The 19,007-nt window shown below is 57.6% G+C and carries 20 protein-coding genes and 1 other annotated feature; of the genes, 9 read left to right on the top strand and 11 right to left on the bottom strand.

Annotated features, from left to right (window positions below; genetic code table 11):
• Positions 1–40: 40 nt before the first annotated feature.
• From yedF to trpL, 8 genes are all read right to left on the bottom strand, one after another.
• Complete coding sequence (gene yedF / locus AB6V08_RS07170) at positions 41–274, bottom strand: sulfurtransferase-like selenium metabolism protein YedF (protein ID WP_003856774.1); 234 nt, start codon at positions 272–274, stop codon at positions 41–43.
• On the bottom strand, positions 271–1,482 hold the full coding sequence (yedE, locus tag AB6V08_RS07165) for a selenium metabolism membrane protein YedE/FdhT (protein ID WP_368542040.1): 1,212 nt from the start codon (positions 1,480–1,482) through the stop codon (positions 271–273). The genes yedF and yedE overlap by 4 nt, the downstream gene beginning before the upstream one ends.
• A gap of 176 nt (positions 1,483–1,658) precedes the next feature.
• Positions 1,659–2,468 carry a tryptophan synthase subunit alpha gene (trpA, locus tag AB6V08_RS07160; protein ID WP_368542039.1) on the bottom strand — a complete coding sequence of 270 codons (810 nt, stop codon included), beginning with the start codon at positions 2,466–2,468 and terminating at the stop codon, positions 1,659–1,661.
• Complete coding sequence (trpB, locus tag AB6V08_RS07155) at positions 2,468–3,661, bottom strand: tryptophan synthase subunit beta (protein ID WP_368542038.1); 1,194 nt, start codon at positions 3,659–3,661, stop codon at positions 2,468–2,470. The genes trpA and trpB overlap by 1 nt, the downstream gene beginning before the upstream one ends.
• Positions 3,662–3,671: 10 nt before the next feature.
• Positions 3,672–5,030 carry a bifunctional indole-3-glycerol-phosphate synthase TrpC/phosphoribosylanthranilate isomerase TrpF gene (trpCF, locus tag AB6V08_RS07150; protein ID WP_368542037.1) on the bottom strand — a complete coding sequence of 453 codons (1,359 nt, stop codon included), beginning with the start codon at positions 5,028–5,030 and terminating at the stop codon, positions 3,672–3,674.
• A 3-nt stretch (positions 5,031–5,033) separates the two neighbouring features.
• A complete protein-coding gene (trpD, locus tag AB6V08_RS07145; protein ID WP_368542036.1) occupies positions 5,034–6,629 on the bottom strand; it encodes a bifunctional anthranilate synthase glutamate amidotransferase component TrpG/anthranilate phosphoribosyltransferase TrpD in 1,596 nt (531 codons plus the stop codon).
• Positions 6,629–8,191, bottom strand: coding sequence for an anthranilate synthase component 1 (locus AB6V08_RS07140; RefSeq protein ID WP_368542035.1), 1,563 nt, complete (start codon positions 8,189–8,191; stop codon positions 6,629–6,631). Before AB6V08_RS07140 ends, trpD begins: the two co-directional genes overlap by 1 nt.
• Before the next feature lie 25 nt (positions 8,192–8,216).
• Positions 8,217–8,311: a sequence feature (Trp leader region), on the bottom strand.
• On the bottom strand, positions 8,288–8,332 hold the full coding sequence (gene trpL, locus AB6V08_RS07135; protein ID WP_106993556.1) for a trp operon leader peptide: 45 nt from the start codon (positions 8,330–8,332) through the stop codon (positions 8,288–8,290). Its footprint overlaps the feature before it by 24 nt.
• Positions 8,333–8,459: 127 nt before the next feature.
• Between trpL and rnm the strand changes: the two genes are divergently transcribed.
• The 3 genes from rnm (at position 8,460) to rluB (ending at position 10,941) form a co-directional block, all read left to right on the top strand.
• Positions 8,460–9,353, top strand: coding sequence for an RNase RNM (gene rnm / locus AB6V08_RS07130; RefSeq protein ID WP_368542034.1), 894 nt, complete (start codon positions 8,460–8,462; stop codon positions 9,351–9,353).
• Positions 9,350–9,970: an L-threonylcarbamoyladenylate synthase gene (locus tag AB6V08_RS07125; RefSeq protein WP_368542033.1), complete on the top strand. Its 621-nt coding sequence runs from the start codon at positions 9,350–9,352 to the stop codon at positions 9,968–9,970. The genes rnm and AB6V08_RS07125 overlap by 4 nt, the downstream gene beginning before the upstream one ends.
• Positions 9,971–10,065: 95 nt before the next feature.
• Positions 10,066–10,941, top strand: coding sequence for a 23S rRNA pseudouridine(2605) synthase RluB (gene rluB / locus AB6V08_RS07120; RefSeq protein ID WP_368542032.1), 876 nt, complete (start codon positions 10,066–10,068; stop codon positions 10,939–10,941).
• A gap of 36 nt (positions 10,942–10,977) precedes the next feature.
• Here rluB and cobO read toward each other — a convergent pair whose 3' ends face one another.
• Both cobO and AB6V08_RS07110 read right to left on the bottom strand, forming a co-directional pair.
• A complete protein-coding gene (cobO, locus tag AB6V08_RS07115; RefSeq protein WP_368542031.1) occupies positions 10,978–11,577 on the bottom strand; it encodes a cob(I)yrinic acid a,c-diamide adenosyltransferase in 600 nt (199 codons plus the stop codon).
• Positions 11,574–12,335 (bottom strand): YciK family oxidoreductase, encoded by a 762-nt coding sequence (locus AB6V08_RS07110; RefSeq protein WP_368542030.1) that lies wholly within the window; start codon positions 12,333–12,335, stop codon positions 11,574–11,576. The genes cobO and AB6V08_RS07110 overlap by 4 nt, the downstream gene beginning before the upstream one ends.
• Before the next feature lie 250 nt (positions 12,336–12,585).
• On the opposite strand from AB6V08_RS07110, the gene sohB reads away from it, so the two are divergent.
• Positions 12,586–13,632, top strand: a complete 1,047-nt coding sequence (sohB, locus tag AB6V08_RS07105) for a protease SohB (RefSeq protein ID WP_368542029.1) — start codon at positions 12,586–12,588, stop codon at positions 13,630–13,632.
• A 34-nt stretch (positions 13,633–13,666) separates the two neighbouring features.
• Here sohB and AB6V08_RS07100 read toward each other — a convergent pair whose 3' ends face one another.
• The gene (locus AB6V08_RS07100; RefSeq protein WP_014070502.1) at positions 13,667–13,918 is read right to left on the bottom strand and encodes a YciN family protein; all 252 of its coding nucleotides are present in this window, start codon (positions 13,916–13,918) and stop codon (positions 13,667–13,669) included.
• A gap of 399 nt (positions 13,919–14,317) precedes the next feature.
• On the opposite strand from AB6V08_RS07100, the gene topA reads away from it, so the two are divergent.
• The 5 genes from topA (at position 14,318) to ymiC (ending at position 18,966) form a co-directional block, all read left to right on the top strand.
• Positions 14,318–16,915 (top strand): type I DNA topoisomerase, encoded by a 2,598-nt coding sequence (topA, locus tag AB6V08_RS07095; RefSeq protein WP_368542028.1) that lies wholly within the window; start codon positions 14,318–14,320, stop codon positions 16,913–16,915.
• A 187-nt stretch (positions 16,916–17,102) separates the two neighbouring features.
• On the top strand, positions 17,103–18,077 hold the full coding sequence (gene cysB / locus AB6V08_RS07090) for an HTH-type transcriptional regulator CysB (protein ID WP_006175683.1): 975 nt from the start codon (positions 17,103–17,105) through the stop codon (positions 18,075–18,077).
• A 338-nt stretch (positions 18,078–18,415) separates the two neighbouring features.
• Positions 18,416–18,556, top strand: a complete 141-nt coding sequence (locus AB6V08_RS07085; protein ID WP_368542122.1) for a YmiA family putative membrane protein — start codon at positions 18,416–18,418, stop codon at positions 18,554–18,556.
• 2 nt (positions 18,557–18,558) lie between these two features.
• The gene (locus tag AB6V08_RS07080) at positions 18,559–18,729 is read left to right on the top strand and encodes a hypothetical protein (RefSeq protein ID WP_368542027.1); all 171 of its coding nucleotides are present in this window, start codon (positions 18,559–18,561) and stop codon (positions 18,727–18,729) included.
• A gap of 138 nt (positions 18,730–18,867) precedes the next feature.
• A complete protein-coding gene (ymiC, locus tag AB6V08_RS07075; RefSeq protein WP_368542121.1) occupies positions 18,868–18,966 on the top strand; it encodes a small membrane protein YmiC in 99 nt (32 codons plus the stop codon).
• Positions 18,967–19,007 lie beyond the last annotated feature (41 nt).

Raw genomic sequence — 19,007 nt, 5'->3', positions numbered from 1 at the left:
CTGCATTTTCAATGCGCCCCGTCGGGGCGCATATCCTCTACTACTTCTGAATTAAATAGCGAATGGTTGGCCCGTCCTGCTGAATATCCAGCACCGTATAGCCGTGGTTTTTCGCGTCCAGCGGAATATTGTTGATGGACTGCGGACAATCGCTCACCACTTCCAGAATTTCGCCTTTCTTCAGCTGCGGCAGCGCTTCAAGGGTCGCCACTGCCGGGTACGGGCAAGGCTCTCCCACCATATCAAGGCGGTAGTCAGGCACGATCTCTTTCATGCGATATTCTCCTGGGCTTCAGGTTTAGCGGCCGTGCGGCGGAAGAAGCGTTTCTCCTGGGCAATAACCAGCAAAAAGGCAATCAGCAGCAGCGCGTAGGTGACCAGCAGGCCGCCGAGCGGGCCGAAGGTGCTCAGCAGGTTAACTTTGTCCCAGCTCGTTGCCAGCGCGGGGGATAAGTCATCCCAGTAATAGGCCAGGATGGTCGAGCCGATGACGTTGCCAAGCCCCACCCACCAGTAGTGAACCTGACCCTCCACGGCGCGGTACATCCAGCCGGTTTCGCAGCCGCCGGCCAGCACGATGCCAAAGCCAAACAGCAGGCCGCCAATGACCGCATTCGGGCCGGCCCACATGATTTTCGGCTCAACGCCAAGCTGCACGTAGCTGAAGATGCCGATGGCGCTTACCGCCATCCCGGCGATGATAGCTTTCGCCATCATGGTGCGCCCGGTGATCCACATGTCGCGAAACGCGGAGGTAAAGCAGATTTGCGCCCGTTCAATCAGCAGGCCAAACCCGACGCCGAACAGCATCGCCAGCCCCAGCTTTGGCTGGTTGAGCGCGGTACACAGCGCCCAGGCGACCATCGCGAAAAAGACCAGCATGCCGAGGCGAAAACGGCGGCGAGCCTGGTCGGGCTTCTGCGTGAGCGGCGAGGCGGCGCTGACTTTGGTCATTTTGACCGGAATGCGGAAGAAGGGCAGCAGCGTGAAGCGCGCGCCAAAATAGGAGCCAATCGCCGTGGCGACGGCAAAGAACCAGGCATGAAGGGAAAACTGCGGAATACCGGTAAAGAAGGCCGCAAGGTTACAGCCCATCGCCAGGCGCGCGCCGAACCCGGCAATAATGCCGCCCGCCACCGCCTGCACGATGCGAATCCGGCTCTTCGGCATGCGCAGCTTCACGTTGTTAGCCCACAGCGCGGCGGCGAAACAGCCCCCGAACATCCCGATAATCATCATCCCGTCGATGCGGGTCAGCGGCGTGCCGTCCAGATGAATGAGCTTGAAATATCCCCACTCTTCGGCGTGCACGCCCGCCAGCTGCAGCAGCTGCCCACCCCAGCGGGTGAACTCGCCGGTGACCGCCCAGAAGGTGCCGGTAATGCCAAAATAATAAGTGGAGAGAATACCCGCAGCGATAACCGCCGGAACGGGTGACCAGAACTTAACCAGGTAAGCCTGTTTGAAGTGATGCCATGACATGTATAAGCCTCTGAACTCAGAAGGGTTAAAACGTAAAAGAGTCCGGATCATACGCTTACGGCAGCGATTGAAAAGTCATTCACGCCGAGAATATCGACGGGATCAATTTTGGCGTAACACTTCGGGATGAGTCGGGGAGGGAAAACCGTCTGGCAGGGTGCCAGACGGTGAAGGGGTTACGCTTTGCGGGTCGCCGCTTTCATTGCGGTGGCGAAGGTTTTCAGCTCGGCCAGCATCTGATCCGGCTTATCCACGTTGTTCTCGATGATTTTCACGATCGCCGAGCCGGAAATCGCTCCGGCGGCGTTGGCGTCAATCGCTGCGCGAACCTGTTCAGGAGAAGAGATACCAAAGCCCTGCAGCGGCGGCGCGGCGTGGTACTCGGCCAGCTTCTCTACCAGATGGTGCAGCGGCAGGGCGGCTTTGTTCTCGGCACCGGTTACCCCCGCGCGGGAGAGCAGGTAGGTATAGCCGCGTCCGTGGGAGGCAATCTGGCGCAGCAGGTCGTCATCGGCGTTAGGCGGGCAGATGAATATCGGCGCGACGTTATGGCGCATCGCCGCCTGGCGGAACGGGGCAGACTCTTCGATCGGCACGTCGGCCACCAGCACCGAGTCAACGCCGACGCGGGCGCATTCGGCGTAGAACTCGTCGATGCCGCGGTTAAACACCAGGTTGGCGTACATCAGCAGGCCAATCGGGATGGTCGGGTACTTCTGGCGAATGGCGGCCAGCATCTCGAAGCACTGGGTGGGCGTTACGCCTGCGGCAAAGGCGCGCAGGGTGGCGTTCTGGATGGTCGGGCCGTCCGCCAGCGGGTCAGAGAACGGAATGCCCAGCTCCAGGGCGTCGGCACCGGCTTCAATCAGCGTGTCGATAATCTTGAGCGACTGCTCCGGCCCCGGATCGCCGAGCGTGACGAAGGGAACGAACGCGCCTTCCTGGCGGGCTTTCAGCTGTGCAAATGCGTTATCGTAGCGTTCCATCAGATTTCCCCTCGTGCTTTCAGAATATCGTGAACGGTGAAGATGTCTTTATCACCGCGACCGGAAAGGTTAACCACCAGCAGCTGCTCTTTTTCCGGGTTGTCTTTCATCATTTTCAGCGCGTGCGCCAGGGCGTGAGAGGACTCCAGGGCCGGGATGATCCCTTCATGGCGGCACAGCGTTTTAAAGGCTTCCAGCGCTTCGTCGTCGGTAATCGAGACGTAGTCCGCGCGGCCGGTGCTGTTCAGGAAGGCGTGCTGCGGCCCCACGGACGGGAAGTCCAGACCAGCAGAGATAGAGTAAGACTCTTCAATCTGGCCTTCGTCGGTTTGCATCATCGGCGACTTCATGCCGAAGTAGATGCCCACGCGACCATGCTTCAGCGGCGCGCCGTGTTCGCCGGACTCGATGCCGTGACCCGCAGGCTCAACCCCGATCAGGCCGACGCTGGTGTCGTCGATAAAGTCAGCAAACATGCCGATGGCGTTAGAGCCGCCGCCGACGCAGGCGATCACCGCATCCGGCAGACGTCCCTCTTTTTCGAGGATCTGCGCCTTAGTCTCTTCGCCGATCATGCGCTGGAATTCGCGCACGATGGTCGGGAACGGGTGCGGGCCCGCCGCGGTGCCGAGCATATAGTGCGAGGTCTCGTAGCTGCCGGACCAGTCGCGCAGCGCTTCGTTACAGGCATCCTTCAGCGTTGCAGAGCCGCTGTGAACCGCAATCACTTCCGCACCCATCAGGCGCATACGGAATACGTTCGGGGACTGGCGCTCAATGTCCTTTGCACCCATGTAGATGCGGCACTTCAGGCCGAGCAGGGCGCAGGCAAGGGCGGACGCCACGCCGTGCTGGCCCGCGCCGGTTTCGGCGATAATTTCAGTTTTGCCCATGCGTTTGGCGAGCAGCGCCTGGCCGAGCACCTGGTTGGTTTTGTGCGCGCCGCCGTGGAGCAGATCTTCGCGCTTGAGGTACAGCGTAGTTTTAGTGCCTTCGGTCAGGTTACGGCATTTGGTCAGGGCCGTCGGGCGACCCGCGTAGTTTTTCAGCAGGTCGGTAAACTCCGCCTGAAACGCCGGGTCTTTCTGCGCGCTGACAAAGGCTTCTTCCAGCTGGCGCAGGGCGGGCATCAGGATTTGCGGTACGTACATACCACCGAACTCGCCGAAATAGGGGTTAAGTAATGTCGTCATCTTTTCTTCCTTAATATGCACGCAGAGTTTTAAACACCGAGGCCAGCTTGCTGGCATCTTTGATTCCCGGTTGAGACTCCACGCCTGAATTGAAATCGAGGCCTGCGCAGCCGGTTTTGGCGGCTTCTACGCAGTTATCCGGGCTTAACCCGCCCGCCAGCAGGACGTTATCCAGCTTTTCGCCGCTCAGCAGCGACCAGTCAAAACGCTGGCCGGTGCCGCCCTGGCCGTTATCCAGCACGTATTTATCGACATGGTTGAGGTCGCGCGGTGGCAGTGACTCACCCACGCTCTGGGCTTTCCAGATTTGCACCTGCGGCGCAAGGGCGCTGCGCAGCGCATCGATATAGGCCTGGTCTTCACTGCCGTGCAGCTGAACGGCGCTCAGGGAAAGGGCCTCGGCGGTGGCCGCGACGTCCGCGATATCGGCATTGCGGAACACGCCCACGTAGCTCAGCGGCGCGGCAGCCATCACGCTGCGCGCCTGCTCCAGGGTCACCGCACGCGGCGAGGTGCCCACGAAGATCAGTCCGCCGTAGATTGCGCCCGCTTCATAGGCGGCCTTCGCATCCTGCTCACGCGTCAGGCCGCACACTTTGTTTTCACCCAGCAGCACGCGGCGCACCGCGGCGTTGAGATCGTCGTGCTCCATCATCGCCGAGCCAATCAGGAAGCCATTGGCAAAGTGGCTCAGCTCGCGCACGTTGGCATAGCTGTTGATGCCGGATTCGCTGATCACGGTCACGCCGGCACCGAGGCGCGGCGCAAGCTCGCGGGTGCGGTTAAGGTCAATAGACAGATCGCGCAGGTCGCGGTTGTTAATGCCGACCACTTTTGCCTTCAGGGCAACGGCGCGCTCCAGCTCTTCTTCATTGCTTACTTCGGTCAGCACGCCCATGTTCAGGCTGTGCGCAACCGCCGAAAGCTGGCGATACTGCTCGTCGTCGAGCACGGAGAGCATCAGCAGGCAGGCGTCGGCCTGGTAAAAGCGCGCCAGCCAGATCTGGTACGGGTCGATAATAAAGTCTTTGCACAGAATCGGCTGCGGCGCGATGCCGCTGACGATCGGCAGAAAATCGAAGCTGCCCTGGAAGTACTTTTCATCCGTCAGCACGGAGATGGCTGACGCATGGTGTTTGTAGATCCCGGCGATGCGCGCGGGGTCGAAATCGTCGCGGATAACGCCTTTTGACGGCGACGCTTTTTTACACTCCAGGATAAACGCGGTGCGCGCACCCTGCAGGGCATCGTAAAAACGGCGGGTGCTCGGCACCACATCGTTCTGAAAGCTGGCTAGCGGCTGCTGCTGTTTACGGGCTTCTACCCAGATGGCCTTGTCGGCAACAATTTTCGCTAAAACGGTCTGCATTCTTTACCCTCTTGCCGCAAGTGCGGTAACGCGGTCGTAGGCTGCACCTGAGCGCAGTACGTCCAGAACTTTTTGTGCATTGACCTTCAGGTCTTCTTCGCCGTGCAAGCGCATCAGCATAGCGACGTTGGCGGCCACGGCGGCCTCGTGCGCGGACTCACCTTTACCTTGTAATAAGCGCGTGAGAATGTCACGGTTTTCTTCCGGCGTACCGCCTGCCAGCGCCTCCTGATGATACGGCGCTAAGCCAAAGTCGGCGGCTTCCAGCTGATAGCTCAGGATCTCGCCGTTGTTCAGCTCGGCAACCAGCGTCGGCGCGTGAAGCGATACCTCGTCCATGCCGCCGCTGTGAACCACCGCCGCACGCTTGTAGCCCAGCACGCGCAGGGTTTCGGCAATCGGCAGTACCAGTTCCGGGCTGTAAACCCCGATCAGCGCCAGCGGCGGATGCGCAGGGTTAATCAGCGGGCCCAGCACGTTAAACAGGGTGCGGGTTTTTAGCTGCTGGCGAACCGGCATCGCGTGGCGGAAACCGGTGTGGTACTTCGGCGCAAACAGGAAGCACACCCCTAAATCGTCCAGCGCCTCGCGGGAGCGTTCGGCTTTCATATCCAGGTTGATGCCGAATGCCGCCAGTAGATCAGACGAGCCGGAACGGCTGGATACGCTGCGGTTGCCGTGTTTCGCCACCTTCATGCCGCATGCCGCCGCCACGAAGGCGCTGGCGGTAGAGATATTGATGCTGTTGCTGCCGTCGCCGCCGGTGCCGACGATATCCGCGAACGCGTAGTCAGGGCGCGGGAACGGGGCGGCGTTTTCCAGCAGCGCCGTGGCGGCACCTGCGATCTCCTGCGGGCTTTCGCCGCGCACCTTCATGCTCACCAGCGCGGCGGCCAGCTGCTCAGGTTTCAGCTCACCGCGCACCACGGCGGAGAACAGCTGGTGGCTCTCCTGCTGGCTCAGGGTCTGCGCCTGGTACAGTTTTTCCAGAATCGGCTGGAGCGTGTTGGTCTGCTCCAGCTTCTGAAGCGCCCAGTCGAGCGTTTGTTCCAGCAGGCGCGCGCCGTTAGAGGTCAGAATCGATTCCGGGTGGAACTGCAGGCCGCAGACGCGATCCGCATCGTGACGCACCGCCATCACCATGCCCTCAAAGGAGGCGTTGATGGTCAGCCCGGCCGGAATATTACTCCCCACCAGAGAGTGATAGCGCGCGACCGGCAGCGGGTTCGGCAGCCCGGCAAACATCGCCTGGCCGTCGTGTTCAATGCTGGAGGCTTTACCGTGTAGGATTTCTCCCGCCTGGCCGACGTAGCCGCCGTAGGCTTCAACGATGGCCTGGTGTCCCAGGCAGATGCCGATAATCGGCAGCTTGCCGCGCATGCGGGTCAACAGCTCCGGCATACAGCCCGCTTCGCTCGGCGCGCCCGGCCCCGGAGAGAGCATTAGCACCGGGTTTTGCATGGTGGCCAGACGGTCAATCAGGGTCTGCGCCGGAACGTGGTTGCGGTAAATCACGACGTTGTGACCGTTCGCGCGCAGCTGATCTGCCAGGTTGTAGGTAAAGGAGTCGATATTATCGAGCAGCAGAATGTCAGCCATCAGAAAATCTCCTGTGCATGGTGTGCGGTAGCGATGGCGCGCAATACCGCGCGTGCTTTACTGCGCGTTTCGTCAGCTTCAGACTGCGGAACAGAATCAAGAACAATGCCCGCGCCCGCCTGGACGGTGGCGATCCCGTCTTCCACGTAGGCGGAGCGAATGACGATGCAGGTGTCGAGGTCGCCGTGCGCGGTGAAGTACCCCACGGCGCCGCCGTAGCTGCCGCGACGACGGCCTTCGGCTTCAGCGATAAGCTGCATCGCGCGGACTTTCGGCGCACCGCTCAGGGTGCCCATGTTCATGCAGGCGCGGTAGGCGTGTAGCACGTCGAGGTCGCTGCGCAGTTCGCCCACCACGCGGGAAACCAGGTGCATCACAAAGGAGTAGCGGTCAACTTTGGTCAGATCCGCCACGTAGCGGCTCCCGGGGGTGCAGATACGCGCCAGATCGTTACGCGCCAGGTCAACCAGCATCAGGTGCTCGGAGAGCTCTTTATGGTCGGTGCGCATCTCCAGCTCGATACGGCTGTCCAGATCGCGATCCAGCGAACCGTCGGCACGGCGGCCGCGCGGACGGGTGCCGGCAATCGGGTAGATCTCAATCTGGCGGCTGGTGGCGTCGTATTTCAGTGAGCTTTCCGGCGACGCGCCAAACAGGGTGAAATCGTTGTCCTGCATGAAGAACATATACGGGCTCGGGTTGCTCTTTTTCAGCACGTCATAGGCCGCCAGCGGGGACGGGCACGGCAGGGAGAAGCGGCGGGACGGCACCACCTGGAAAATCTCTCCGGCGCGGATCGCCTTCTGCATCTGGCGCACGACCGCGCCGTACTGGTCGTCGGTCTGATTCACCTCGCACTGCATTTTTTCCACGCGCTGCACCGGCAGCGCAGGCGGCTCTTCGGTCATCTGCTCCTGCAGCTGCGCGATGCGGTGCTCAAGACGTTTTTTCTCCGAGGCGGACGGGGTAAACAGGCTGGCCTGAATGCGGGTGTATTTTTTCTGATGGTCGATAACCAGCAGGGTTTCCGCCAGGTAGAAACAGTAGTCCGGGCAGCGGTTGCCTTGCTCGGTCTCCGGCAGGTCTTCGAAACCGGCCACCAGGTCGTAGGCAAACAGCCCGCCGAAGAACATCGCTTCGCGCTCGTTTTCCGGCACCGTAACCAGATTTTGCAGCAGGCGGAAGGCGTCGAATACGGACAGGGAGCACAGGCGCGCGTCTTCATCCAGCAGCTGGCTCACCGGCGGGAAGTGCAGAATGCGCATTTCCGGGTGACGCTCGTTTTCGATACCCGCAGGCAGGGCGGCATCGAGCAGCGGCAGCAGGGCCGCGCCGTTGTCGGACAGGGCCTTAACGGTGACGGTGTCACCTAAAGCGGTAATGCGCAGGGCGCTATCGACCAGCAGCAGGCTTTTCAGATCGTCCTTGCTGTCGATATCCGCAGATTCCAGCAGCAGGGTCGCCGGACGCGCACCGCATACCTGATGAAACAGCGCGGTTGGGTTGTGGCGATAGGCCGCCTCGCAGGTCAGCAGTTCGAGGTCAGGTTTGGCTGTTTGCATGATGTTCTTCTCATTTATTCTGTTCAAAAAAAAGCCCGCTTGAGAGCGGGCCTGGTATCTGTTTGCGTTTCGCAGACGTGTGACACTGCCCGATAGTCAGGAAGTACGCCACCAGCCGTGCAGAGTGAAATGTGCAGTCATTTTCAGATACCTTTCTCGTGTGAACTTGCGTACTAGTTAACTAGTTCGATGGCGTGTTGTCAACCCTTGATTTCAGAATTTCGCGGCAAGTCGTTATCATAGGCTTTCTGGATGTTTCTAACCTGTGATGGGAAGTGCTTTGAGCGATACCACCTACGCCGTAATTTACGATTTACACAGCCACACGCAGGCCTCTGACGGCCTGCTTACGCCCGAAGCCTTAGTCCACCGTGCCGTTGAAATGCGTGTTGGCACGCTGGCGATAACCGATCACGATACGACGGATGCGATCCCCGCCGCCCGCGCTGAGATTGCCCGCAGCGGGATAGCGCTCAACCTGATTACCGGCGTTGAGATCTCAACCGTCTGGGAAAACCATGAAATTCATATCGTTGGCCTCAATATCGATATAGACCATCCGGCAATGCGCGCATTTTTGCAAGAACAAAAAACGCGCCGCAATCAGCGCGCCGAGATGATTGGCGATCGCCTTGAAAAAGCGCATATCCCCGGCGCGCTGGAAGGGGCGCAGAAGCTGGCGAACGGCGGAGCGGTCACCCGCGGCCACTTCGCCCGTTTTCTGGTGGAGGCGGGCAAAGCCACCACCATGGCCGACGTGTTCAAACGCTATCTTGCGCGCGGGAAAACCGGATACGTTCCGCCACAGTGGTGTACAATAAAACAAGCTATTGATGTGATTCATCATTCTGGCGGTAAGGCGGTGCTGGCCCATCCCGGGCGGTATAATCTTTCTGCTAAATGGCTGAAAAGGCTGCTGGCCCACTTCGCCGAGTGCGGCGGGGACGCGATGGAAGTCGCGCAGTGCCAGCAGGCTCCCAATGAGCGTTCGCAGCTCGCGACCTATGCTCGTCAGTTTGGCCTTTATGCCTCGCAGGGGTCTGATTTCCATCAGCCCTGCGCGTGGATAGAGCTGGGGCGCAAGCTCTGGCTTCCCGCTGGCGTCGAGCCTGTCTGGCAGCTCTGGGAACAGCCACAGCAACTTGAAGAGAGGGAAGTATGAGTCAGTTTTTCTATATTCATCCGGATAACCCGCAGCCCCGCCTGATTAACCAGGCCGTGGAGATTGTCCGCAAAGGTGGCGTTATCGTCTATCCGACCGATTCGGGCTACGCGCTGGGCTGTAAAATTGAAGACAAAGGGGCGATGGAGCGGATCTGCCGCATCCGTCAGCTGCCGGACGGCCACAACTTTACCCTGATGTGCCGCGATCTCTCCGAGCTGTCGACCTATGCCTACGTTGATAACGTGGCGTTTCGCCTGATCAAGAACAACACGCCGGGCAACTACACCTTCATCCTGAAAGGGACGAAAGAGGTGCCGCGCCGTCTGCTGCAGGAAAAACGGAAAACCATCGGGATGCGCGTGCCGTCTAACCCGATTGCCCAGGCGCTGCTGGAAACGCTCGGCGAGCCGATGCTCTCCACCTCTTTGATGCTGCCGGGCAGCGAGTTTACCGAGTCCGACCCGGAAGAGATCAAAGACCGTCTGGAGAAAGTGGTCGAGCTGATTATTCACGGCGGATACCTGGGTCAGCAGCCCACCACCGTTATCGACCTGACGGAAGATTCGCCAGAAGTGATCCGCGAAGGCGTGGGCGATGTTAAACCTTTCTTGTAAAGGTGTAAGCGGCTATACTACGCGGCCATCAAAACGGGGCGTTGCCGCGTTTTGACCTGTTCGACGCCTGTGAAGGCGACACCTGAGGAAGCTCAATGAGCGAGAAATTACAGAAAGTGCTGGCGCGCGCCGGCCACGGTTCGCGCCGTGAAATCGAAGCCATTATTGAAGCAGGTCGCGTGAGTGTGGACGGTAAAGTCTCCACCCTGGGCGACCGCGTAGAAATTGTACCGGGGCTGAAGATCCGTATCGACGGTCATCTTATCTCCGTAAAAGAGTCCGCCGAGCAGATCTGCCGCGTGCTGGCTTATTACAAGCCGGAAGGCGAACTTTGCACCCGTAACGACCCGGAAGGGCGCCCGACCGTCTTTGACCGTCTGCCTAAACTGCGCGGCGCTCGCTGGATTGCCGTTGGCCGTCTGGACGTGAACACCTGCGGTCTGCTGCTGTTTACCACCGACGGTGAGCTGGCGAACCGCCTGATGCACCCAAGCCGTGAAGTTGAACGCGAATACGCGGTGCGTGTTTTCGGTCAGGTTGACGAGAACAAGCTGCGCGACCTGTCCCGCGGCGTTCAGCTGGAAGACGGCCCGGCCGCCTTCAAAACCATCAAATTTACCGGTGGTGAAGGGATCAACCAGTGGTACAACGTTACGCTGACCGAAGGGCGTAACCGCGAAGTGCGTCGCCTTTGGGAAGCCGTTGGCGTACAGGTCAGCCGCCTGATCCGCGTGCGCTACGGTGACATCCTGCTGCCGAAAGGCCTGCCGCGCGGCGGCTATACCGAGCTGGATTTAACCCAGACTAACTACCTGCGCGAGCTGGTAGGGCTGACGCCGGAAACCACCTCGAAAGTGGCGGTGGAAAAAGATCGCCGTCGCATGAAGGCGAACCAGATCCGTCGTGCGGTGAAACGCCATAGCCAGGTGAGCAACAATCGCCGCTCCGGCAGCCGCGGTAAAAACGATTGAAAATAAAAAGCCCGGTGCATTCACCGGGCTTTTTTCTTAGTAATCAATGCCGATCTGTGCTTTTATTCCGGCATCAAACGCATGCTTAACCGGGCGTAGTTCGCTGACGGTATCCGCAAGTTCCAGAATATCCCGATGACAGCCGCGACCCGTGACGATGACCGTCTGGTGAAGCGGACGATTTCGCAGTGCATCCAGAACGGCCTCAAGCGGCAGATAGTCGTAGGCCAACATGTAGGTGATCTCATCCAGCAACACCATGTTCAGCGCCGGATCGGCCAGCATTCTTTTGGCGTGCTCCCACACCGCGAGGCAGGCCGCCGTATCGGTTTCCCGGTTTTGCGTATCCCAGGTAAACCCGGTCGCCATCACCTGAAACTCAACGCCGTGCGGTTCCAACAGGTTTCGCTCGCCGTTGGGCCATTCGCCTTTTATGAACTGAATCACGCCCACTCTCTGACCGTGTCCGACGGCGCGGGTGGCGGTGCCGAATGCGGCGGTGGTTTTCCCTTTCCCGTTACCGGTGAACACAATCAGAATGCCGCGCTCGTCCTGTGCAGCCGCGACGCGGGCATCGACCTGTTCCTTTAAACGCTGCTGGCGCTGCTGGCGCTGCTGGTGGCGTTCTTCACTCATTGCGCAATCCCCGGCTTACGGCCCGGCTGGGCGTCAAAGGTCATGCCGGTTTTGCGGCGGCTGTCGTCACCCATCAGCCAGAGATAGAGCGGCATAATTTCGGCGGGCGTTTTCAGCTTCTGCGGATCTTCGCTCGGGAACGCGCTGGCGCGCATTTTGGTGCGCGTCCCGCCCGGGTTGATGCAGTTAACGCGCAGATGACGGCTTTGATACTCCTCGGCCAGCACCTGCATCATGCCTTCGGTGGCAAACTTCGATACCGCGTAGGCGCCCCAGTTGGCGCGCCCCTGGCTCCCGACGCTCGACGAGGTGAAGACCAGCGAGCCGGAATCGGATTTGAGTAATAAAGGAAGCAGCGCCTGGGTCAGGAAGAAGGTGCCGTTGATATTCACCTGCATGACCTGCTGCCAGATCTCCGGATCCTGTTCATCCATCGGGCGAACTTCCCCAAGCAACCCGGCGTTGTGCAGCACGCCGTCAAGACGCGGATGCCGGGTTGCAATGCGCTGGGCAAGCTCGCGGCAGGAGGCGGGAGTGCAGGTCAGTAAATCGAGGATATACCACGGGGCCGGCGCGCCGCCCGCGTCTTCGATTTCTTGAGCCACGCGGCGCAGCTTGTCTTCATTGCGTCCCGTCAGAATGACGTGTGCCCCGTACCGGGCGTAGGTCAGAGCGGCTTCGCGACCAATCCCGTCGCTGGCTCCGGTAACAAGAATAATGCGATTTTGTAGTAGGTTTTTTTGCGGTTGATAGTGCACGGTGACTCCTCTGGGCGCGGCAAATGGATTGCGCCTGCTTTTAATCACTTTTCGGCTTTATGCCCGAAATAGCATGAGAATTCAATCAGTCTACAGGACGCTTCTCTGTGAAATTAACAATTTGCAAATATTTCGACCAGAACGGGGGATTCCTGAAGGCGGCTCGCAGAGGTATCTTCACGAGCAAGACGCCTGGCAACGGCTGTTGTACACTGGCGGGGAAGAATCGTGGTTAATCAAGGTGGAACGCGTGGAATTACTTTCTGAATATGGGTTGTTTTTGGCCAAGATCGCGACGGTGGTGATTGCAATAGCGGTAATCGCTGTGCTGATCGTAAACCTGAGGCAGCGTAAACGTCAGCGCGGCGAGTTAAGGATCACTCGACTGAGCGAACAGTATAAGGAGATGCAAGAAGAGATGTCGCTGGCGCTGCTGGACAGCCATCAGCAGAAGCAGTGGGTGAAAGCGCAGAAGAAAAAGCACAAACAGGAAGACAAAGCGGCGAAAGCAAAGGCTAAGCTTGCACTCCCGCAGGAAGACAGTAAGCCACGCGTCTACGTCCTTGATTTCAAAGGCAGCATGGATGCCCATGAGGTCTCCTCATTGCGCGAAGAAGTCACCGCGGTGCTAGCGGTGTTTAAACCGCAGGATCGGGTGGTCTTGCGCCTTGAAAGCCCGGGCGGTGTCGTACACGGCTATGGTCTGGCGGCATCGCAGCTGCAGCGCCTGCGCGACAAGCAGATCCCGCTGACGGTGGCGGTGGATAAGGTGGCCGCGAGCGGCGGCTACATGATGGCCTGCGTGGCTGATAAAATTGTGGCGGCGCCGTTCTCCATCATTGGCTCCATCGGCGTGGTGGCGCAGATCCCTAACTTCAACCGATTCCTGAAGAATAAAGAGATCGACATCGAGCTGCACACCGCCGGACAGTACAAGCGCACGCTGACGCTGCTCGGTGAGAACACGGAAGAGGGGCGTCAGAAGTTTCGTGAAGACCTCAATGAAACCCATCATCTGTTTAAAGATTTCGTGCACCGCATGCGCCCTGCGCTGGACATCGAGCAGGTGGCGACGGGTGAACACTGGTACGGCGTTCAGGCGCAGGAGAAAGGGCTGGTTGATGAAGTCGGCACCAGCGACGACCTGCTGTTAGGGCTGATGGAAGGGCACGAGCTGGTTGGCGTGCGTTTCACCCAGCGCAAGCGCATGCTCGACCGGTTCACTAACAGTGCCGCGGAGAGCGCGGATCGTCTGCTGCTGCGCTGGCTACAGCGCGGTCAAAAGCCGCTTCTGTAAACGAAAACGCGAGGCATCTGCCTCGCGTTTTACGTTAATCGACCAGGTGATACTTCTCGGAAAGCGTATGGGCCAGGTATTTGAACATGTTAAATACCGCGGTGCTTTTCGGGGTCGGTAAACCTTGTTCATCAAGGAAATATTCGCCGCTAAAGACCAGCACGCCGTTGCGCTGTTCAACGCCCGTTGCCTCGATTCCCGCCAGGGTATCTTCGTGGTTGCGAATCAGCTTATTCGCTTCAATAAGCAGAGATGCTCGGTCAATGGGTTGGGTTGTATTCTGCATAATCTACTCCTTAAACAGTCGCAATAGTTTACGCCGCAGGGACTTACGGGGCAAATTTTCCCTGTTATGTGAGGGGGTAAGCGTCGCTTTGCGAATTGGCGCAATCAGCTTTTGCGTGCTAATAAAGTTGCGTAACGAATTTTATCAGGTACAGTGTGCGCTTTCGTCATTCTGGCAACAGAATTGCTTGACATTCGACCCTGGATTCGTCACGAATTAACATTGATTAGAGAAAAATACCCGATAACTCAATCACCTGGACGTCGTGAATCAGGCGCCCGGTAAGTAAAAGGGGTTGATATCCCCTGACGCAGTCTCAATATCAATGGCTCGTCGTCAGCGGAAGGGAAATCAACGTGCGGCGTATTCCTGGAAGAATTAAATTAGGTAAAGGTGAATATGGGTAAAGCTCTCGTCATCGTTGAGTCCCCGGCAAAAGCCAAAACGATCAATAAGTATCTGGGTAACGACTACGTGGTTAAATCCAGCGTTGGTCACATCCGCGATTTGCCGACCAGTGGCTCAGCCAGCAAAAAGAGCGCAGACTCTACCTCCACCAAAGGGGCTAAAAAGCCTAAAAAGGATGAACGTAGCGCGCTTGTCAACCGCATGGGTGTTAATCCATGGCACAACTGGGACGCACAGTACGAAGTGCTGCCCGGAAAAGAAAAGGTCGTCAACGAGCTGAAGCAGCTTGCTGAAAAAGCCGACCACATCTATCTCGCAACCGACCTTGACCGCGAAGGGGAAGCCATTGCATGGCACCTGCGGGAAGTTATCGGTGGCGACGACAAACGCTACAGCCGTGTAGTGTTTAACGAAATTACGAAGAATGCGATTCGCCAGGCGTTTGAAAAGCCGGGTGAACTGAATATCGACCGCGTAAACGCCCAGCAGGCGCGTCGCTTTATGGACCGCGTTGTGGGCTACATGGTTTCTCCACTGCTGTGGAAAAAGATTGCCCGTGGCCTGTCCGCAGGACGCGTGCAGTCCGTTGCCGTGCGTCTGGTTGTTGAACGTGAACGCGAAATCAAAGCCTTTGTCCCGGAAGAGTTCTGGGAAATTGATGCGAACGTCACCACGCCGGGCGGCGACGCGCTGCCGCTGCAGGTGAGCCATCAGAACGACAAACCGTTCCGTCCTGAGAATCGTGAGCAGACGATGGCAGCCGTGGCGCTGCTGGAAAAAGCCCGCTATCAGGTGCTGGAGCGCGAAGATAAGCCGACCAGCAGCAAGCCTGGCGCACCTTTTATTACCTCCACACTGCAGCAGGCGGCGAGCACGCGTCTGGGCTACGGCGTGAAGAAAACCATGATGATGGCGCAGCGCCTGTACGAAGCGGGCTACATCACCTACATGCGTACCGACTCAACGAACCTGAGCCAGGACGCGGTGAACATGGTGCGCGGCTATATCAGCGAAAACTTCGGCAAGAAATACCTGCCGGAGAGCGCCAATCAGTTCGCCAGCAAGGAAAACTCGCAGGAAGCGCACGAAGCGATTCGTCCTTCTGACGTGTCCGTCCTCGCTGAATCGCTGAAAGATATGGAAGCCGATGCGCAAAAACTGTATCAGCTGATCTGGCGCCAGTTTGTGGCGTGTCAGATGACGCCGGCGCAGTACGATTCCACCACGCTGACCGTGGGGGCGGGCGATTTCCGCCTCAAAGCGCGTGGCCGTATCCTGCGCTTCGACGGCTGGACAAAAGTCATGCCTGCGCTGCGTAAGGGCGACGAAGACAGAACCCTGCCTGCGGTGAACAAGGGCGATAGCCTCTCCCTCGTTGAGCTGCTTCCGGCTCAACACTTCACCAAGCCGCCTGCGCGCTTTAGTGAAGCGTCGCTGGTGAAAGAGCTGGAAAAACGCGGTATCGGCCGTCCGTCGACCTACGCATCCATTATCTCGACGATTCAGGATCGCGGTTATGTTCGCGTCGAAAGCCGTCGTTTCTATGCTGAAAAGATGGGTGAAATTGTTACCGATCGCCTGGAAGCCAACTTCCGTGAGCTGATGAACTACGATTTCACCGCCCAGATGGAAGACAGCCTCGACCAGGTGGCCAGCCATCAGGCGGAATGGAAAAAGGTACTCGACAGCTTCTTTAGCGACTTTACCACCCAGCTGGATAAAGCCGAGAAGGATCCTGAAGAGGGCGGGATGCTGCCTAACCAGATGGTACTGACCAGCATCGACTGCCCAACCTGCGGCCGTAAGATGGGGATCCGTACCGCCACCACGGGCGTATTCCTCGGCTGTTCCGGCTACGCGCTGTCGCCAAAAGAGCGTTGCAAAACCACCATTAACCTGGTGCCGGAGAACGAAGTTCTCAACGTTCTCGAAGGCGATGACGCTGAAACGAACGCGCTGCGCGCGAAGCGCCGCTGCAAGAAATGCGGCACGGCGATGGACAGCTACCTGATCGATCCGAAGCGTAAACTGCACGTCTGCGGTAATAACCCGACCTGCGATGGCTACGAGATCGAAGAGGGCGAGTTCCGCATTAAGGGCTACGACGGCCCAATCGTTGAGTGTGAGAAATGTGGTTCTGAAATGCACCTGAAAATGGGACGTTTCGGCAAGTACATGGCCTGTACCAACGACGAATGTAAGAACACGCGTAAGATCCTGCGTAACGGTGAAGTGGCACCGCCGAAGGAAGATCCGGTTCCGCTGCCAGAGCTGCCGTGTGAGAAGTCAGACGCCTACTTTGTGCTGCGTGACGGTGCTGCCGGGGTCTTCCTCGCAGCGAACACCTTCCCGAAATCGCGTGAAACCCGCGCGCCGCTGGTGGAAGAGCTGTACCGCTTCCGCGATCGTCTGCCGGAGAAACTGCGCTATCTGGCCGACGCGCCGCAGCAGGATCCAGAAGGCAACAAGACGGTTGTGCGCTTTAGCCGTAAAACCAAGCAGCAGTATGTCGCTGCCGAGAAAGACGGGAAAGCGACCGGCTGGTCAGCCTTCTTTGTTGACGGTAAATGGGTTGAAGGCAAGAAATAATCCGCACTTACCGTAACTTACCTGTTAAAGGGCCGGACTTCCGGCCCTTTTTTATTACGCCGTTATTATTTATTGTTCCGTACTATACAGTCAGGCTATAAATGATATAGTGGTTATAGCTAACCCTTTTCTTATTATCAAATCGTCTTAAACGATTGACCGCGTGCGCTAAATCGGATGGTCCGGCATGAAACTACAGCAGCTTCGCTATATCGTTGAGGTGGTCAACCACAACCTTAACGTTTCTTCTACCGCAGAAGGTCTTTATACCTCGCAACCCGGCATCAGCAAGCAGGTTCGTATGCTGGAGGATGAGCTGGGAATTCAAATCTTTGCCCGCAGCGGTAAGCATCTCACCCAGGTGACGCCTGCGGGGCAGGAGATCATCCGCATTGCACGCGAAGTGCTCTCAAAAGTCGATGCGATCAAGTCGGTCGCCGGGGAGCATACCTGGCCGGACAAAGGGTCTCTTTATATTGCCACTACCCACACCCAGGCGCGCTACGCGCTGCCCGGCGTGATTAAAGGCTTTATCGAGCGTTACCCGCGCGTTTCCCTGCACATGCATCAGGGCTCGCCAACGCAGATTGCGGAAGCGGTCTCTAAGGGTAACGCCGATTTCGCCATCGCCACCGAAGCGCTCCATCTTTACGACGACCTGGTCATGCTGCCGTGCTATCACTGGAACCGCTCGATTGTGGTCACGCCGGATCATCCTTTGGCAGGGAAGGGATCGGTGACGATTGAGGAGCTGGCGCAATATCCGCTCGTGACATACACCTTCGGTTTTACCGGCCGCTCCGAGCTGGATACGGCGTTTAACCGCGCGGGCTTAACGCCGCGCATCGTATTTACCGCGACGGACGCCGACGTCATTAAAACCTACGTGCGGCTGGGGCTGGGCGTGGGGGTTATCGCCAGCATGGCCGTTGACCCGGTTTCCGACCCGGATTTAGTGCGCCTGGATGCGCATGATATCTTCAGCCACAGCACGACCAAAATTGGCTTCCGCCGCAGCACCTTCCTGCGCAGCTATATGTATGATTTCATTCAGCGCTTTGCGCCGCACCTGACTCGCGATGTTGTCGATACCGCCGTAGCGCTTCGTTCCAACGAAGATATAGAAGAGATGTTTAAAGACATTAAACTCCCCGCCAAATAATCACACCCGGTATCTTTCCCCCGCGGAAAGATACCGAAATAACCTCTCAAAGCTAAATCAGAATTATCATCATCTGCATCTCACTGCCATATAATGTCATAACCCATTTAATTCGTAAGGTTATACTGTCGTGAATTTGCGACAAAAGTAGAAACTAATTAACGACTGCGCAAATTATTCTTTTCAATTATTTATTTCTGGTCAAAAGAATGAATATTTCATAGGGATGAATGCGTAAATTCACTGGCTTTTCGGCTAAAGTTTCTTTAGGATTTATCTCAACTGGTGATTACTTGTACCAATTGTTTGGTATCGAAATGATAAGCGGTGTCGATTGTATGAGGTTAGCAATGCCGTCAGGAACTGAAGAACCGCAAAGGGATCCTGTGCTCAAACGTAAAGCCTGGCTGGCGGTCTTTGTTGTCTCCGCCCTGTTCTGGGTGGTGGTAGCTCTCCTGGCCTGGAAATATTGGGGTTGAATATGGCAGTGACAGTGCGTACAGAAACGGTAAAACAGATGTGTCAGCATCATGACACGGCGATCAAAGCCCGTAAGGAACCGACAACGACCGTGCCAGCATCCTGGAAACTTACCGCGCAGCAAAAGGCTTTTATTGACGTGTTCGCTGAAGACGAACCCAAAAAACAATAATTTAGTTTTAAGCGTTATTACGCTAATAGTCTTAAGACTGTTTCTGCACTTTTGTACTCTTTAATAAATACACATCAGCAATATAGTACTGAGGCAATGACTCAGGGTCTTTAATTAATAAAGTCTGGTGTCGATATGATGAATAACATGACAACTCTCAAATACTGGTCGTGGATGGGTGCGTTTTCTCTCTCGATTCTCTTCTGGTGCCAGCTCATCTGGCTAACGTTCTCCTGATTGATAAAACCTCGCTGCGGCGGGGTTTTTTGTTTCCTCTC

The organism is Enterobacter soli, from assembly GCF_964208575.1.
Classification (GTDB): domain Bacteria; phylum Pseudomonadota; class Gammaproteobacteria; order Enterobacterales; family Enterobacteriaceae; genus Enterobacter; species Enterobacter soli_A.
The sequence above is the reverse complement of the archived record's forward strand: the minus strand, read 5'-3'. Positions and strand labels throughout refer to the sequence as shown.

Bases quoted from the DNA above. Each gene is read 5' to 3' on its own strand.
- AB6V08_RS07085 (WP_368542122.1), top strand. From the start codon at position 18,416: ATGAGGTTAGCAATGCCGTCAGGAACTGAAGAACCGCAAAGGGATCCT.
- rnm (WP_368542034.1), top strand. From the start codon at position 8,460: ATGGGAAGTGCTTTGAGCGATACCACCTACGCCGTAATTTACGATTTA.
- trpD (WP_368542036.1), bottom strand. From the start codon at position 6,629: ATGGCTGACATTCTGCTGCTCGATAATATCGACTCCTTTACCTACAAC.
- trpA (WP_368542039.1), bottom strand. From the start codon at position 2,468: ATGGAACGCTACGATAACGCATTTGCACAGCTGAAAGCCCGCCAGGAA.
- trpCF (WP_368542037.1), bottom strand. From the start codon at position 5,030: ATGCAGACCGTTTTAGCGAAAATTGTTGCCGACAAGGCCATCTGGGTA.
- cysB (WP_006175683.1), top strand. From the start codon at position 17,103: ATGAAACTACAGCAGCTTCGCTATATCGTTGAGGTGGTCAACCACAAC.
- cobO (WP_368542031.1), bottom strand. From the start codon at position 11,577: ATGAGTGAAGAACGCCACCAGCAGCGCCAGCAGCGCCAGCAGCGTTTA.
- ymiC (WP_368542121.1), top strand. From the start codon at position 18,868: ATGAATAACATGACAACTCTCAAATACTGGTCGTGGATGGGTGCGTTT.
- yedF (WP_003856774.1), bottom strand. From the start codon at position 274: ATGAAAGAGATCGTGCCTGACTACCGCCTTGATATGGTGGGAGAGCCT.
- AB6V08_RS07100 (WP_014070502.1), bottom strand. From the start codon at position 13,918: ATGCAGAATACAACCCAACCCATTGACCGAGCATCTCTGCTTATTGAA.
- AB6V08_RS07125 (WP_368542033.1), top strand. From the start codon at position 9,350: ATGAGTCAGTTTTTCTATATTCATCCGGATAACCCGCAGCCCCGCCTG.
- yedE (WP_368542040.1), bottom strand. From the start codon at position 1,482: ATGTCATGGCATCACTTCAAACAGGCTTACCTGGTTAAGTTCTGGTCA.
- AB6V08_RS07080 (WP_368542027.1), top strand. From the start codon at position 18,559: ATGGCAGTGACAGTGCGTACAGAAACGGTAAAACAGATGTGTCAGCAT.
- trpB (WP_368542038.1), bottom strand. From the start codon at position 3,661: ATGACGACATTACTTAACCCCTATTTCGGCGAGTTCGGTGGTATGTAC.
- AB6V08_RS07140 (WP_368542035.1), bottom strand. From the start codon at position 8,191: ATGCAAACAGCCAAACCTGACCTCGAACTGCTGACCTGCGAGGCGGCC.
- rluB (WP_368542032.1), top strand. From the start codon at position 10,066: ATGAGCGAGAAATTACAGAAAGTGCTGGCGCGCGCCGGCCACGGTTCG.
- topA (WP_368542028.1), top strand. From the start codon at position 14,318: ATGGGTAAAGCTCTCGTCATCGTTGAGTCCCCGGCAAAAGCCAAAACG.